The sequence below is a fragment of the Butyrivibrio sp. NC2007 genome (genome assembly GCF_000421405.1).
Taxonomy (GTDB): Bacteria; Bacillota; Clostridia; order Lachnospirales; family Lachnospiraceae; genus Butyrivibrio.
On the sequence record NZ_ATWY01000004.1, the window covers coordinates 17,956 to 33,975 of the forward strand.

13 protein-coding genes are annotated in these 16,020 nt (G+C 46.2%); 6 read left to right on the top strand and 7 right to left on the bottom strand.

Translation table 11 applies throughout. The features are described 5' to 3' along the window. Positions 1 to 298: 298 nt before the first annotated feature. From G632_RS0104160 to G632_RS0104180, 5 genes are read left to right on the top strand one after another with little or no spacing between them, the layout of a single operon-like run. Positions 299 to 1,489: an SPFH domain-containing protein gene (locus G632_RS0104160; RefSeq protein WP_022767775.1), complete on the top strand. Its 1,191-nt coding sequence runs from the start codon at positions 299 to 301 to the stop codon at positions 1,487 to 1,489. 21 nt (positions 1,490 to 1,510) lie between these two features. After that, positions 1,511 to 2,581, top strand: a complete 1,071-nt coding sequence (locus tag G632_RS0104165) for a hypothetical protein (protein ID WP_022767776.1) — start codon at positions 1,511 to 1,513, stop codon at positions 2,579 to 2,581. A gap of 20 nt (positions 2,582 to 2,601) precedes the next feature. After that, entirely contained in the window at positions 2,602 to 3,480 is an 879-nt protein-coding gene (locus G632_RS0104170; RefSeq protein WP_022767777.1) for a TPM domain-containing protein, read from the top strand. Between the two features lie 23 nt (positions 3,481 to 3,503). Then, positions 3,504 to 5,270, top strand: a complete 1,767-nt coding sequence (locus tag G632_RS0104175) for a GGDEF domain-containing protein (protein ID WP_242826707.1) — start codon at positions 3,504 to 3,506, stop codon at positions 5,268 to 5,270. Further along, entirely contained in the window at positions 5,263 to 6,960 is a 1,698-nt protein-coding gene (locus G632_RS0104180; protein ID WP_022767779.1) for a GGDEF domain-containing protein, read from the top strand. Before G632_RS0104175 ends, G632_RS0104180 begins: the two co-directional genes overlap by 8 nt. A gap of 59 nt (positions 6,961 to 7,019) precedes the next feature. On the opposite strand, the gene G632_RS0104185 is transcribed toward G632_RS0104180, so the two are convergent. From G632_RS0104185 to G632_RS0104215, 7 genes are read right to left on the bottom strand one after another with little or no spacing between them, the layout of a single operon-like run. Beyond that, positions 7,020 to 9,083, bottom strand: a complete 2,064-nt coding sequence (locus G632_RS0104185) for an oxidoreductase (protein ID WP_022767780.1) — start codon at positions 9,081 to 9,083, stop codon at positions 7,020 to 7,022. Positions 9,084 to 9,101: 18 nt separating this feature from the next. Then, on the bottom strand, positions 9,102 to 9,818 hold the full coding sequence (locus G632_RS18780) for a hypothetical protein (protein WP_022767781.1): 717 nt from the start codon (positions 9,816 to 9,818) through the stop codon (positions 9,102 to 9,104). A gap of 14 nt (positions 9,819 to 9,832) precedes the next feature. After that, a complete protein-coding gene (locus tag G632_RS21900) occupies positions 9,833 to 10,000 on the bottom strand; it encodes a hypothetical protein (RefSeq protein WP_022767782.1) in 168 nt (55 codons plus the stop codon). Positions 10,001 to 10,022: 22 nt separating this feature from the next. Next, a complete protein-coding gene (locus G632_RS0104200) occupies positions 10,023 to 10,817 on the bottom strand; it encodes an acyl-CoA dehydratase activase (protein ID WP_022767783.1) in 795 nt (264 codons plus the stop codon). Positions 10,818 to 10,871: 54 nt separating this feature from the next. Next, entirely contained in the window at positions 10,872 to 12,647 is a 1,776-nt protein-coding gene (locus G632_RS0104205) for a 2-hydroxyacyl-CoA dehydratase family protein (protein ID WP_022767784.1), read from the bottom strand. Further along, on the bottom strand, positions 12,644 to 13,852 hold the full coding sequence (locus tag G632_RS0104210) for a 2-hydroxyacyl-CoA dehydratase family protein (RefSeq protein ID WP_022767785.1): 1,209 nt from the start codon (positions 13,850 to 13,852) through the stop codon (positions 12,644 to 12,646). Before G632_RS0104210 ends, G632_RS0104205 begins: the two co-directional genes overlap by 4 nt. Positions 13,853 to 13,873: 21 nt before the next feature. Further along, positions 13,874 to 14,635, bottom strand: a complete 762-nt coding sequence (locus G632_RS0104215; RefSeq protein WP_022767786.1) for a nucleotide-binding protein — start codon at positions 14,633 to 14,635, stop codon at positions 13,874 to 13,876. A gap of 196 nt (positions 14,636 to 14,831) precedes the next feature. Here G632_RS0104215 and G632_RS0104220 point away from each other — a divergent pair, with 196 nt between their 5' ends. Beyond that, the gene (locus G632_RS0104220) at positions 14,832 to 16,019 is read left to right on the top strand and encodes a 2-hydroxyacyl-CoA dehydratase family protein (protein WP_022767787.1); all 1,188 of its coding nucleotides are present in this window, start codon (positions 14,832 to 14,834) and stop codon (positions 16,017 to 16,019) included. The last annotated feature ends 1 nt before the right edge of the window (position 16,020 follow it).

Below are 16,020 nucleotides of genomic sequence, written 5' to 3' on the forward strand. Positions count from 1 at the left end.
AAAATTGACCTGATGTGATGCTTCTTAGTAGTCTTTTACCAGCGCTCCAGGCCCTCAGGAGGAAGCAGCTCCCCCAAAAATGATCCCTTACCTCCGTCCCCAGGGGTCAAAAATGAGCCCTTGACTCCGTCCCTAGGGATCAAAAATGAGCCACTGACTCCGTCCCGGGGGCTCATTTAGGGGGGCGAAATTGTCACAAAACAATGGCATTTTCAGCTTAAATGTGAGAAAATATAAGGTAACCGAGTAGAATAATTCGGAAATAAAAAATGGCTTTTTAGTATGAAAGGAGATAGTTATGGGGCTTATTTCAGCAGCACTCTCAGCAGGCGGAAGCGTACTCTCTGATTCCTGGAGAGATTATTTCTATTGTGATTCACTCACTTCTGATGTGCTTCTAACAAAAGGTAAGAAGAAACAGGGCAAGGGCAATGAGAACATCATCTCTAACGGATCTATCGTTGCTGTTAACGAAGGTCAGTGCATGATCTTAGTTGACCAGGGACAGATTACTGAAATCTGTGCTGAGGCAGGCGAATTCGTATATGACACTTCAACAGAGCCATCTATTTTCTATGGCGATCTTGGAGAGAACATCGTTAACTCCTTTAAGGAATTCTATAAGAGACTCAGCTTTGCAGGTGGCACAGCTAAGGATCAGAGAGTTTATTACATCAATACAAAAGACATCATCGGCAACAAGTACGGAACAGTAAATCCCGTTCCTTTCCGCGTAGTTGACACTAACGTTGGACTTGATATGGATATCGATATCCGCTGCCACGGTGAATACAGCTATAAGATCGTTGATCCTGTTCTTTTCTACAAGAACATCGTTGGCAACGTAACTGATGAGTTCAGAAGAGACAAGATTGAGTCTCAGCTCAAGAGTGAGCTCCTTACAGCTCTTCAACCTACATTTGCAAAGATCTCAGAAATGGGAATCCGTTACAGCGCACTTCCCGGACACACAACAGAGATCGCAGATGTTCTCAACACAGTTCTTTCAAAGAAGTGGACAGAGACCTACGGTATCAAGATTTCTTCCTTCGGTATCAGCTCAGTTAATGCTTCCGAAGAAGATGAAAAGACAATCAAAGAGCTCCAGAGAGCCGGCGCTCTTAAGAATCCTAATATGGCAGCTGCTACACTTGCAAGTGCTCAGGCACAGGCTATGCAGGATGCAGCTAAGAACACTGCAACAGGTCCTATGATGGCATTTGCAGGAATGAACATGGCTCAGCAGGCAGGTGGAATGAACGCACAGTCACTCTATGCAATGGGGGCTCAGCAGGCTCAGCCTCAGGCTGCTCCTCAGATGGCAGCTCCTTCTGCAGGTTCATGGACATGTTCCTGCGGAAACGTAAATACAGGTAACTTCTGCCCTAACTGTGGTGCTAAGAAGCCCGATGCCGGATGGACATGCTCATGTGGCACTGTAAACTCTGGCAACTTCTGCACACAGTGTGGCTCACCAAGACCTAACTAATTTTATTATTTAGAGGAAATCATGGCTTTACACGAATATGAATGCCCCGCCTGTGGCGGGGCAATGGAATTTAATCCGAAGACCCAGAAGATCAAATGCCCCTTCTGTGATTCGGAATTTGATGTAAAGGACTATATAGCCAATCACAACTCAGACTCTGCCGGAGAATCAGCAGATGATTATGTTACAAATCCCGCCGAAGGTGAGGCAGACGCTTCCCAGCCGATGTTCATCTACCGCTGTGGATCCTGTAGCGGCGAAATCCTGGCCACAGAGTCGCTTGGCTCCATGAAATGTCCTTTCTGCAGTAACAACGTCGTTGTAAAAGAAAAGTTCACAGGAAAGTTCACCCCCGACTACATCATTCCTTTTGAAAAGACAAAGGATGATGCCATCGAGGCTTATAAAGGTTACGTAAAATCCAAGAAGCTCCTGCCAAAGGTATTCTTTGATCAGAATCACATCGATGAGATCAAGGGTATCTATGTGCCCTTCTGGCTCTTTGACGCAACCCAGAACTACAGCGCTTCCTTTGATGCCACCAAGGTCAGGACCTGGAGCGATCATAACTATCACTACACAGAGACCAGCCACTACGATATTACAAGGGTTGGATCCGAGCGCTTTGAAAAAGTTCCTGTTGACGGCTCCAAAGAGATGCCCGATGACCTTATGGAATCACTTGAACCCTTCGACCAGTCCAAGATGGTTCCCTTCAACATGGGTTATCTAGCAGGATTTCTCGCCAACAAATACAACGTCAACGCCGATGAAGACCAGGGTAGGGCGCTGAGCAGGATGCATTCCTCCGCCATTACCGACTTCAGAAATACCATTTCAGGTTACTCGACGCTTCGGGCAAGAAGCGAACAGTGCACTCCTTCCAACGAGTCCAGCAAGTATGCTCTTTATCCGGTTTATATCCTCAATACTTCCTGGAACGGAGGAAATTACCTCTTTGCCATGAACGGACAGAGCGGTAAGTTTGTGGGAAATCTCCCATTTTCTTTATCGAGAGCACTCATGTACTACTTCCCTATCGCCGGTGTAATAGCAGCTATAGCCTTCGGCCTTTTCTGCATGTTTGCATAATGTAACCTTCAGGACAAACCATGAATAAAAAGACACATTTAAAAATCTATCTATCCAGAATGATATTGGCTTTGCTCCTCCTTACACTGCTGTTACCGGTTAAGGTTCTGGCAGCCGATAAACTCTGGGATAGCAATACAGTACCTTCAAGTCGCCAAAAGCCAAGACTTGTTGACAATGCAGATCTCCTTACGGATTCACAGGAGCAGGCGCTGCTTGCAAGGCTTGACGAGACCAGTCAGAAATGGAGCTGCAACATCGTTTTGCTGACGACCAATGCCCACGATGGAGACATCCAGGCTTACGCAGATGACTATTTCGATTACAACGGTTTCGGCGCTGACTACAATGAAAGCGGTATTCTCTTTATGCTCAGCATGTACGACAGAGAATGGGCCATCAGTACCAGCGGCAGTGCGATTAACACCTTCACGGACTACGGTCAGGCCTACATGGTAAACGCCATGATGGATGACCTGCGAAATGGCGACTACAACGGTGCATTTACAACTTATGTCAAGGAATGTGACAAGCTCCTCGAAGAGGCTTCCAAGGGTACACCTTATGATGTGTATTCCAAACCCATTCGCACAGCTTCTGACTATATGAGCTTTGGCCTATACAGTGTTATCATCGGACTTTTACTGGGTCTTGCCCCGATCCTTAAGATGAAATCAGACTTAAAGACCGTCAAGATGAAACCCGGTGCCGGTGGTTATCAGGCAGGCTCACCAACTCTCAGAGTTTGCGAGGACAGATTCATTAATAAGACCCTTCAAAGAACTCCAATCCCCCGCGACAACAATTCTTCAGGACGTGGCAGCTCATTTGGAGGCGGAAGTTCAGTCCACACATCCAGTTCCGGACACACTCACGGAGGAAGTCACGGACACTTCTAAAGCAGGAGGATTACCCGGTGGCAATGACTGTGAAAATCCGCACAGCTTTGTTGTCAGTAATGGCAGTACTTCTGGTTACTGTTTTTCTGCTGTTTCTTGGCACACACAAGTACGATACTCCATTACAGAATAAAATAGTTCAGCTGGATTCCGGCTGGACTATTTCTCGTGGAGATGAGGTTTGGCAGCCTGACAACATAACCAAGACCAGCCTAGGAACGCTAAATGCAGGCGACGTCCTTAAGCTTTCTACCATTCTTCCCGATGAACAGATTGCACCTGCAGCACTTTCATTCAGATCAATCCTCTCTTCAGTTGAAGTATTTTTAGATGGTGAGCCCATCTATTCTTTCGGAACAGATTACATCGAAAAGGGCAAAATGGCCCCAAAGAACGAGAACTTCGTACAGCTCCCGGATGATTATCAGGGAAAAGAGCTGACGATCATTCTTACTACCAGCAACAAAGATGCCTTTTCCGGCTTATCCCCAATAAGGATTGGCATTTATAACGACATAAAAAACACCATGATACAGGGCGTTCGTCTCCCCATGGTAATTGGTGTATACCTTTGCCATCTGGGATTCCTGCTCATCATCATGGCACCTTTTTTGGCGTTCTCGAGATATCATGACCTGAGTATTATATTCAGCGGCTTAACATCGCTGCTCATCGGAATATATATACTCAGCTTTAACGATGTTTTTTGGTATCTAGCGGATAATCCGCCATTTTATACCTTTGCTGAATACATCACTTTATATTTGATTCCTGCTGCCATCATGGGCTTTGTTGTTGTGACAGGTCAGTCAAGCTTTAAGCGCACTGCCAAGGCTTTGTTTATCATAAATGTCTTATTTGGAATAATGACAGCCGTCCTTCACTTTACTAATCTGGTGCACATTTGTAATTTCGTCACCACGCTTCACATTCTTGCTCTGACAGAAGGCATATTTTTAATATTCTCACTCATACATACAGTAATCAAAGCCTCCAATGATAATGATGCCGACATTGTTCGCGCAAGAATAGTCTCTACTCAGATCCTTATCATAGGTCTTATTCTATTCGTATTCTGTGCCATGATAGATATTGTTGCTTACAACATTTTGAAGTTCGTCTCCACAGGCCAGGCCAAGGTTGAGATCACCTTCACCACAGTTGGTGCCCTGGTTTTCATCATGAGCCTTCTTCTTAACTTCTTCTTCCACTGCATAGAATTCATCAACGAATCCACTATAAAAACGCAGCTTGAAGGCCTTGCTTACAGTGATGCCTTAACAGGTATCTCCAACAGATCCCGCTGCGAACAGACTCTTGCAGAGTTGTCCGGCGACTACACCATAATAAGCATGGACCTCGATTACCTTAAATACACCAATGACAATTATGGCCACGACATGGGAGACAAGCTCCTTAGCGGCTTTTCGGAAATACTTCAGAACAGCTTCACCGACGCCTCACTCATCGGAAGAATGGGCGGTGATGAGTTTATCGTCATTCTCCCGTTTATAGACGAAGAAAGAACCCAGAGAGATCTGGCATGCTTTGCCGATCAGATGGAACACAGAAATTCCGGCAGCACAACCCTTAGATTCTCCGCTTCCTGGGGCTATGCTTCCAGCAGGGATAAAGAATTAAAGTCCGGCTCACCGGCACAGAAGGTATATCTTCTTGCCGATCAGCGCATGTATGCCATGAAAAATCAGCATCACAGGCAGACCCTCGGAAGACTCTATGACGATCTTCTCGGCAAGATGCTGGAAAAGGGAGGTGACAGCGATGAGTAAAAAGCGCATTCTCCCTATAATCTGTGCATTGATACTGACTGCCTGCGTAAGCCTTTTTATCCGTACCTGCATGTCATTTACTGCAGAGTACCCCATGGCCGAGCTGGACGAGGGCTGGGTCATTACCGTAAACGGCATTGTTAATAAAGACATTCCTCTCACCCGCTTTATGTCCATCACCAACGGCCATCTTGAGAGAGGCGATAACATCGTAATGTACACGACACTACCGGATCTGGGCGATATCCCATTTCCCGTAATACTGTTCAAGAGCAGATACACGACCCTTACCGCCTTTCTCGACAGCAGGGAAATCTTCGATTTCGGATCAGACATTTACAAAGAAAAAAAATTCCTAGGTAAGACCTACCATTTCATAACGCTCCCCACTGATTATGCGGGAAAAGAGCTAAAGTTCATCATGAAAGTAAGTGAGCAGGGCGCCTTTAAGGACCTTAATCCACCTATGCTCGGAAGCCAGCCCGATGTCGAGGGAGATTTCATCCACAGGCATCTGCCCATAATCGCAACCGGCATGTTCCTGATGGTATTTGGTCTTTCCTTCCTTTGCATCACAATGTTTTTTGTAAGCTCAGTACCGGACATCAGATCCTTCCTAATAGGTTCCATCTTTTGTATGAACCTGTCAGCATGGATCATGTCCTACTACAGCATACTCTCGCCCTTTGTTTACACCAGATTTGAGACAGAGGTTGAGTTTTTCACCATGTACCTTATTGTGCCTTATTGCTATCTTTTCCTGTATCTGATACAGAAAATTGAGAACAAGAAACTTTATCTTACAGCTGCTCTTTTGACCACAGGCGTAACCATTGCCCAGTATGTCCTTCACTATATCTTCGGAATCCATATGAAGGTTACGCTGCCGATCTATCACGCAGCAGGCGCATTCGGATTTGGAGTGATAACCTATTATCTCATCAGGAATATCCGCAAAAGAGATATCTCCGAATCCGATATGATACAGATGTTTGGAATGTTTATCTTTGCACTGGCACAGCTGATACATCTTATTATTTATTACATGGCCAATTACCACTATATGCCAAATGCCAGCTTCCTCAGCATTGCAACCATTGATGCCGGATGTCTTGTGTTTGTCGTCTGCCAGCTTGCCAACTATCTTGTGTTTATCACAGGTGCTTATGCCCAAAGGCAGGAACATGCTTCACTTTCGCACCTGGCTTATGCAGACGGTCTTACCAATCTGCCCAACAGAGCAAAAGCAGACAAAAAGATGGAGGATCTTGATAAGACAAATCTCGATTACTGTATTATCTCCGTTGACTTAAACGGCCTTAAGTACGTCAACGACAAGTTCGGGCATCCTTCCGGAGATAAGTACATAACAGATTTTGCCAAGGTTCTTATTACAACCTTTGACAATACCGGGTTCTGCGCAAGGATCGGTGGAGATGAATTCCTGGTCATCCTGGAAGATTCAACAGAAAAAGACGTCGATGCACTGCTTGGAAGAATGAACAGCGCTCTAAACGTAATGAACGCCATATACTCCGAGTATCACAGGAGTGTTGCTACGGGCTACGCCTTCAGGCATGAATGTGCAGAAAACGCCACATCTCATGAAGTATATCTGCTTGCAGATCAGAGAATGTATGAGCTAAAACGCAAGATGCATGAGGAACTAGGAATACATAACAGACTATAACGACAAACATAAAAAAGCTCCGCTGTCACAAAACAGCGGAGCTTTTAATTTATCATTATTTAAATCTTCATTGCGATGTCCCATGCACCCCAGATAGCTGAACGGATATTTCCAACCTTCTGGCAATCGCCAAGGAGGTGTACGTTCTTAGCTGCCTGAAGGAGTGGAATAGGATGATATCCAACTGACATGATAACATTGTCAGCCGGAAGAGTAATTGTTCTTCCATCCTTGAGGTTAACATCAACACTCTTTTCGTTAATCTGCTTAACACCTGCATTGAGATATACAGGAACATTGTTGGTCTTGAAGCAGTCACGAAGGTAACTTGTGTTAGCAAGGCACATGTTCTTGACTGCAATAAGGTCATCCTTCATCTCAACGATCTGAGGGTTCTTGCCCTTTCTAAAGAGGTCAAGAGCGATCTCACAGCCTGTAAGACCTCCGCCAATGATAACAACATCGTTTCCTACGCTCTTCTTACCAAGGAGGTAATCTGTAGCATCCATAGCATACTCTGCTGCTCCGGGAATCGGAATCTTGTTGGCCTCAGCACCTGTTGCGATGATGTACTCGTCAGCTGATGGCAGTGAATCAGGTCTTACTTCATAATTGAAGTGGATCTTGACACCGAGCTTTTTAAGCTGATGCTTCTGCCATGCGATGAGCTGTTTATCCTTCTCCTTGAACTCAGGAGCTGCAGCTGCGATGAATACACCGCCAAGCTCGCTGGTCTTCTCATAGATCTCAGGCTCATGTCCGCGAAGAGCAAGGATTCTTGCTGCTTCCATACCACCTACACCGCCGCCGATGATGGCAACCTTCTTAGGTGAATCGGTAGGTTTAACTCTGTATTTCTTGGACTGCATGCTGCGAGGGTTAACCGCGCACTTACACATTCCTGCAGACTCTGAAAGATCCTGATCATTGGCTGTACCGTTGTGCTTGGTAAGGTTAAAGCATGCTGAATGACAGCAGATACATGGACGGATCTCCTCCTCCATGCCTCTCTTAAGCTTGGATACCCACTTGGGATCAGCAAGGAACTGTCTTCCGACAGCCATAGCATCGATGCCACCCTCTCTGATGGCTGCTGCTCCAACATCGGGCTCCATCTTACCTGCACATACAACAGGAATATCAACGAACTTCTTGATGTGCTCAACATCCGCGAGATTACAGTTCTGAGGCATGTACTGCGGTGGATGTGCCCAGTACCATGCATCATAGGTTCCGTTGTCACAGTTGAGCATATCGTAGCCTGCATCCTGAAGGTACTTGGCTGCCTTCTCAGACTCTTCCATATCTCTTCCGATCTCTTCGAAGTCCTCTCCGGGCATAGCTCCGTACTGGAATGCCTTGGTCATGGACCTTACGGAATATCTAAGAGAAACAGGGAAGTCATCCCCACATTTCTTCTTTATCTCTTTTACAATCTCTACTGCGAAACGATAACGGTTCTCAAAAGATCCGCCGTAGTCGTCAGTACGCTTGTTGGTGTACTTAAGTGTGAACTGGTCAAGGAGGTATCCCTCGTGAACAGCATGCACTTCAACACCGTCAACTCCTGCTTCCTTGCACAGTCTTGCTGTCTCTCCGAAAGCATAGATGATGTCCTTGATCTCTTTTTCTGTGATTGCACGTGTTGTTACGTCGTCAGCCCAGCGGTTAGGAAGAACTGAAGGCGCTGCTGTAAGATACTCTGCATCGATGTAAGGCTTAGCAAGTGTGTTAAGAGCCTTATTCTTAGCAAGAAGTGCAAGCGGAGCTGTAAGGGCAAAAGATCTGCCGAATCCGGCAGTCATCTGCACAAACATCTTGGCTCCCGTAGCATGGAGTTCATCCATGAAGTCGGCCAGCTCACTGAATTTGCGTTTGTTCTGATACAGCCATTTTCCGCCCAGCATGTCTTTTACCGGAGCGATACCGGGAATAACAAGTCCGCAGTCATGCTTGGCAATCTTTAAAAGAAGCCTTGCTGCCTCTTTGTCGAAATGACTTCCGCCTGGTTCCATCCAGCCGAAGATACATGTGCCACCCATGGGTGCCAGTACAATCCTGTTCTTGATCTCAAGATTGCCGATCTTCCATGGGGTGAACAGTGATTCATATTCCTGTTTCATTTAGGCAATTCCTTTCGTTTATTTTTTATTCTTTCCAAGATGCAGCTCGCGCATGCCCTCGACCTCATCACAAACCGGCTTCATGCTGCAGTGACCGCAGTCCGTTGGCAATCCGTCGAGAATGTGAGTAAGAGTTTTGGTGATGGCATCAACCTTGTCTGCATTTGGCAAAAGAGCTTCCACCAGCTCTTTTTCTGTAATGAAAATAACCCTGACTTTCTTTACCAGGTCGAGCTCCTTGTACTTGGCAATATAAGCTGCTCCCACGCCGGCAAAGTTTATTCCCTTCTTTAGGGCACTCTTTGCGATGCGAACCTGTTCCTGATTGCTCTGGGAAGATACCCTTACCATGTAGCCTTCAGGGAAAACATGGTATCTTACGAACTCAAGATTTCTGATGGCCTGGAACGCCTTCTCCTGGTCCTCATCTTCTCCGAGGTTACCTGTCTCAAGGATCACAATCCTGGCAAAGGCTGTAGGGCCGCTTATCTCCGAGATATCTTTTCCGTAAACGACTATCTCGTCATCAAGGACCTTCCCCGATGTGGTGACACAGGTATAGTTAACAGAAGGAAGTCCTGCTGAACCAAGCTCAAGCGCAGCATCTCTCTGCATGATGAACTCAGTGTTATCAAGACATTTCCAGGGGGATGTCTTTTCATAGAAAAAGACCTTTCCATGCGCCTTCTCAAGTTCCCCCACTGTCACATCGATCAAATTATCATATAACTTCATAGAACCTTCTCCAATCAGAACTTAATGTCCGCCTTCTTGCGGTCAAAAATCTTGTTTACCTGTGTATATGCCCAGGCCATGAGCTTCTGATCAAGGTTCCAGAAATAAATCACAAAGAGTATTCCTGTGACAATGGCAAGAATTTTTATTATTTTCAGAATGATCTTTATAGTCTTACTCATCCTTAATAAGTCCTTTCACTTATTACTTAGCAAGGCCCTTCTGTCTTGCATACTCAGCAGCTCCAAGTGCTCCCATAAGCTGAGGATCGATAGAAAGATCAACAACCTTGAGTTTAAGTACCTGCTCGATGGCAGCCTTAAGCCCGGCATTCTTAGCGCATCCACCTGTAAGTGTGATTGAATCTGTAGCGCCTGCCTTCTTGGACATTACGAAACATCTCTTGGCAACAGCCATCTCGATACCTGCTGCGATCTCGTCCATAGGCTTTCCTTCACCGACAAGGGTGATAACCTCAGACTCAGCGAAAACTGTGCACTGAGCTGTGATAGGAATAACGTTCTTGGCTGAGAGTGAGAGGTTTGAGAACTGCTCAAGACTCATCTCGAAAGAACGAGCCATAGCCTCGAAGAAACGTCCTGTTCCTGCTGCGCACTTATCGTTCATGGCAAAGTTCTTAACTGTTCCGTCTGTATCGATTGAAATACCCTTAACGTCCTGTCCACCGATATCGATGATAGCCTTAACTGAAGGGTTTGTTACATGTACGCCCATAGCGTGACATGAAATCTCAGAAATGTTCTCGTCAGCGAAAGGAACCTTGTTGCGTCCGTATCCTGTACCGATGAGGTACTCAAGATCCTTGGAACTATTAAGTCCCTCAACCTGATCGATTACTTCCTTCATGGCAATCTCTGCAGACTCCTGAGCAATGATCTTGCTCTTTACAGTTGTTCCTGCAACCATCTTGCCTGTCTCATCAACAATTACAGCCTTTGTATATGTTGATCCTACGTCACATCCACCGAAATATTTCATTTTAAAAATTCCTCCTAAGAAAATATTAACTAATTTGTTTAAGTCCACATGGCTTTACCAGGTGGTATCATCTTCGAAATCCAGCAGTGACGGATCAACCGGTTCTGCCTTCATAACTGTTCTCATGAACTCGTTAAACTCTGATCTCATATCCTTACGGGATACGGTTCTTGGATCCATAAGGTCGTGGCTGCACCACAAAAGCTTGATGCCTCTCTCCCTTGCCTGATCCTCGAACAGACCCTGAACAGTAGCCATGTTCTTGCAGGATACGTGCTGATACATAAGTACGAAGTCAACATTCCATGCCTCGCACTGTCTCCAGAGCTCTGTAACAACGTGGTCATATCCACCGTTGGTGTGTCTTCTCATTACCATTCTCTCGTAGAGTCTTGAAAGATCCTTAAGAGCCTCTTCCTTGTCTTCTGTCTCAAGAGGCTTGGTGAAGTTCAGTGACTCCATCTCTACCAGAATATCTACGCCCCAGCAGTTAGCTGCCCAGTTGGAGAAGTTTGCATAGTAGTGAGCAGGTATTGACCAAACGATCGCTCTGTACTTCATCTTGCCGCGCCATGCTTCATCCTTATTCTCATAAGCCTTGAGCATGAGCTTATCAACCTTCTTGAAGGTTGAGATGATTCTGGGATCGAGACCTCCGTCCATCTCGTAGTTCCACTTACGGAACAGCTCGTAGCATGGTCCGATGAGCTGAGGATGAGGAGTCTGGTTGATCTCCCATTTCTGGAGCTCATATTTGGTCTCTTCGTTAAATCTCTTCATGGCTGCAAAGTAAGCATCCCAGTTCCACTTTGCACCTGTGTTGTCTTCGATAAACTTGATGCAGCCCTTAATGTCTTTTACCGCTGCATCCATAATGGACTCGTCCTCATATCTAACCGGGAATGCCAGGTGATATGTCGGAAGATCCTTAAATCTGCGGCTTGTATAAGAGGAAGCCATAACAGATCCGTCACAAGGCATTGAGCTGGAGATGAAGCATGCTCCCATGTGAGGAAGAGCATCCACAACTACCGCTCCGCACTCTGATGAAGGAACCGGGCAGGTATCTGACGGAAGTCCATAGGACTCTATCGCGTCAATGTATGGCATACATGCCAGCTGGTCGATCTCAGAGAGAAGGAATACCGGCATCAGCTGATAAGGAATACCGATGAGGTCCGGGAATCCTGCCATGATCTGTGACATTGTCATCTCGTCGAAAAGAACTATCTTCTTGGAGAGGTCTGTGCTGTTACCAACCTTCTCATCTGCCTTCATAAGAAGAACCAGATTCTCAGCAACATATCTGAATATTGCATAGATGAGCTCGTGGTGCATCTTAAGAGCTCTTCCTCTAAGTCCCATGGTGTTCTTGTCCATGAAGGAGTGACAACAGAAGTATGAGATCATCCATCTGTAATGTGTTGCTCCCATAAGAGCAGGTACCAGGTCTTTTGAGAAGGTTGCAAGAAGCATTCCCCACATTCTGGTCCACTCATAGAAGTCAACTCCGGTGTCCTTTATACCTCTCCACTCACGCCTTACTGTGGCCATCTTGCCGTTGGCATAGAGCTTACCAAGCTGTTTCTCACCGTTAAGAACAAGGTCTTTTACCTCTTCGGGAGACATGTTCCTTAGAAGATTTACTTCATGGGTAATACGCTTTTTAAGTCCCTTGGCGTCCTTACCTGCAGCTGCTGCAACGTCTTTCCAGTCGGTCTCTTTGACCAGCTCTCCGACGATGCCTGCGATCTCCTTCATGTTCTCAGCCTGAGCTTTCCAGTCGATGTGGTCTTTAAGTCTGAAATTCTTGGGATCTATGTATTTCATCCAACCACCTCCTGTTCCTGGGCATTTCTTCTGATTCGTTTAATCTCAAGGGCCTCAACAAAAGCCTGGAAACGTGTTCGCAGCTGTCCCGAATTGTGTACGTTGTAAGATCTGTCAATGGAGAGCGTCGGCCATCCGTACTCCTCAGTGAGGATATGGCTGGCAAGAGGTCTCTCAAATGCCCAGAAATCACAGTACTTCATCTGTTCAAAGATGATTCCGTCAGCGCCGTACTCTTTGGCGAGTCTGTCAGCAGTATCTCTCCTCTGCTTTATCTTTTCCTCAGCCATGTACCTTGGGCACTCGGAAGTCATCATGTAATGTCTTGCTATCTGCTTGACGATATCTTCGTCATCATTGAGCCTAATCTCTTCTCTTCCGGGGAATGATCCGTAGCAGTATCTGTCGGCTACGACCATTGCTCCTGCTTCCTCGAGAAGTCTTGTAAGATCAAGGTCGTCCACCTCTGATCCGACAATTGCAACTCTTGCTCTGAACCATGGCTTGGGATCAGGCTTTCTTGTCTTTATCTCCTCCAAAGTCTCCTTAAGGAGCGGAAGGATCTTGGCAGTCGGACAGCAGTAGCTCACAAGAGAGATGACATGGAATTCATATCCTGTAATAGGTGGATTCTCCAGCTTTCTGAAGTTTCCGATTTCTGTGACAACTCTGCAGAGTTCGTTGTGTTCCTCTACTGCTTTTCTGATTGCCTCGTCCGATACGTCGGTGCCGAGTTTTTCGTGCATAACATCGAGAAGTCTAAGGCGCATCTGTGTTGCAACCTGATCTACGTTGTAGTCCTCTACCTTGTAGGGTACATCGGTGTGAGTTACAAAGAAATGTGGCTTCTTGTTGCACTCAAGCACTTCAAGATGCTCATAGCATCTGTTCATGGCTGAGCATGCATCAACACCGGCTACACCGTCCAGATATTCATAACCACCCTCGATGCCTCTCTCCAAAAGAGCTCTGGCAAACTCGCAGGTGTAGTTGGACATGTAATATGTGGAAATGTCTATCGAACCTGTACGCGGAGCTCGCATACGGGTTGAAAAACAATTATCAACATTCAGAAGTACCTCCGGCATGTGATAACAGGTGTATCCGATAGCATACTGCCCTTCTGCCTGTGCTTCCTTGACCAGATCGTTGGCTGCATCATCCAATAGATTCTCGAATTTGATTAGATGTTTTAGGTCCTGCACGGCTACCTCCTTTCTATGCCTTTAATAGATTTTTAAATTTTTAAGGGCCTCGTCGGCGCCCTTTAATATTCCGGTATCCTGCGGAAGTTCAAAGATGCTGCGTCCTTCCATGTCGTTCTCCGTCATGGCATCATCCTGAGGGATGACGGACACAACCTTAACTCCCTCGATCTCTTTGTCCTCAATTCTCTCAGGGAACAGCGCCCTGTTTACTATGAGACCGATCTCATCGTACATCACCAGCTCGCCTGCCACGTCTCTGATAGTACCGATGATCTTAAGACCCTTCTGACTCTGATCCGATACACACACAAGGTGGGTTACCTTCTCCAGAACTCTTCTGTTGATCTGCTCAATTCCTGCCTCTCCGTCAATCACCACGTAGTCGAAATCATCCACGAGCATCTCGATGACCTTCTTAAGATACGTATTGATGGCGCAGTAACATCCGGCCGCCTCGGGCCTTCCGATAGCAAGAAAAGCGAAACCTCTCTGCTCAGCCATGGCATCGTAGAGCCTGAATTTGGCCTCCGCTAAAATGTCCTGGGTATCCCTTAGTTTACCGGTAACATCCTCTGCCACTCTCTTTCTTATCTGGTCCAGAGTCTCAGTAACTTCTACCCCAAGAGCGACAGAAAGACCCACCGCCGGATCTGCATCAATAGCCAGAATCTTGGCGTCGGGTCTTTTTTCAGTAAGGAGTCTTACAATAGCAGCAGAAAGAGACGTCTTGCCAACGCCACCTTTGCCCGCTAATGCGATAACAACTGTATTATGTGCCATAAATCCCCCTCGTAGAGTTAATTACCCTGCTCTTATATTATAAAGGATTGTATAATTTCTACAAGAGTATTACCTTATTCTTTTAACTTTTTGTGATATGTGATATCATATGCTTGAAAATATTATGCATATTTTTAAGCAAAATGCCCTGTGGTATTTTTGCTTTTTTAATCTACAAGAGGGGGAAACCAAATACATGAAAGATCTCGTGCATATCTTTGAGCTCGAAGACCTTTTGCAGGAAGCCAACAATCCGCTTGTTCGCCAGGCAAAAGCTGACGGAAAGCGCGCTCTTGGTTATACCTGCTACTTCATGCCGGAAGTTCTTTTGGACCTTCCGGGGTGTTTTTCAGTGCGTCTTCGTGCACCGCGTAGTGGATCGCCTGACATGGCAACCTACTACATGACCAACCGTACCTGTATGTACGGACGTTGCCTTTTAGAGAGGGCTCTTGAGGGAGGCTTCAACTTCCTTGACGCCGAAATGGCAACAGAAACCTGTACTGTGACCTGTAGGTTCCAGGAGCATCTCCAGCTTATGGACATCATCAAGAATCCTGATTTCTTCTGCGAATTCACCGATGTTCCATTCAAGAAAAACGAGAACTCCATCGACCACTATGTAGGCCAGCTACAGGCTCACGTGCTTGATAAGTTAAAAGAGCACTTCGACATCGACACTTCTGATGAAGCTCTTTTAAAAGCTATCGAACAGCACAATGAGGTTTGCCGTCTCATTCAGGAGATCGGCAGCTACAGAAAGCTCGACGAACCCACCATCACAGGTTGGGAATTCTCCGTCATCCAGCTGGCAACTCTTGTATGTCCCAAGTACCTTATCATCGATAAGTTAAAAGACATCGCAGAAGAGCTCAAGACCAGAAAGCCCGATGCCAAGAAGAACTACAGAGTCAAGGTTGTTCTTACAGGCTCCGAGGAGGATGATCCTGACTTCATCAAACTCATTGAGGAGTGCGGCGCTTTGGTCGTTGCTGACCGCTACTGCTATGGCTCTCTTCCCGGACGAGAAGAGATCGTGGTAAAAGAGGGTGAGACTCCCCTTCGCGCTATAGCACGCCACTACCTTGAGACCAGCGAGTGTCCTCGTTTCATGGATCAGCATATCATGCGTGCTCGTAAGCAGTACCTTGCTGATATTGCCAAGGAATACAAGGCAGACGGTATCATCATTTCACAGATGAAGTTCTGCGAGTACTGGAGTTATGAGCGTACCATCGACACACTCGTTATCCCAAGAGACTTCGGTTACCCCGTATGTTCTATCGAGAAAGAATATGTAAACAACGCCGTAGGACAGTTAAGAACCAGATTCCAGGCGTTTGTTGAGAGCATCGAGCTCAAGAAAATACAGAAGGAGGGCTGAG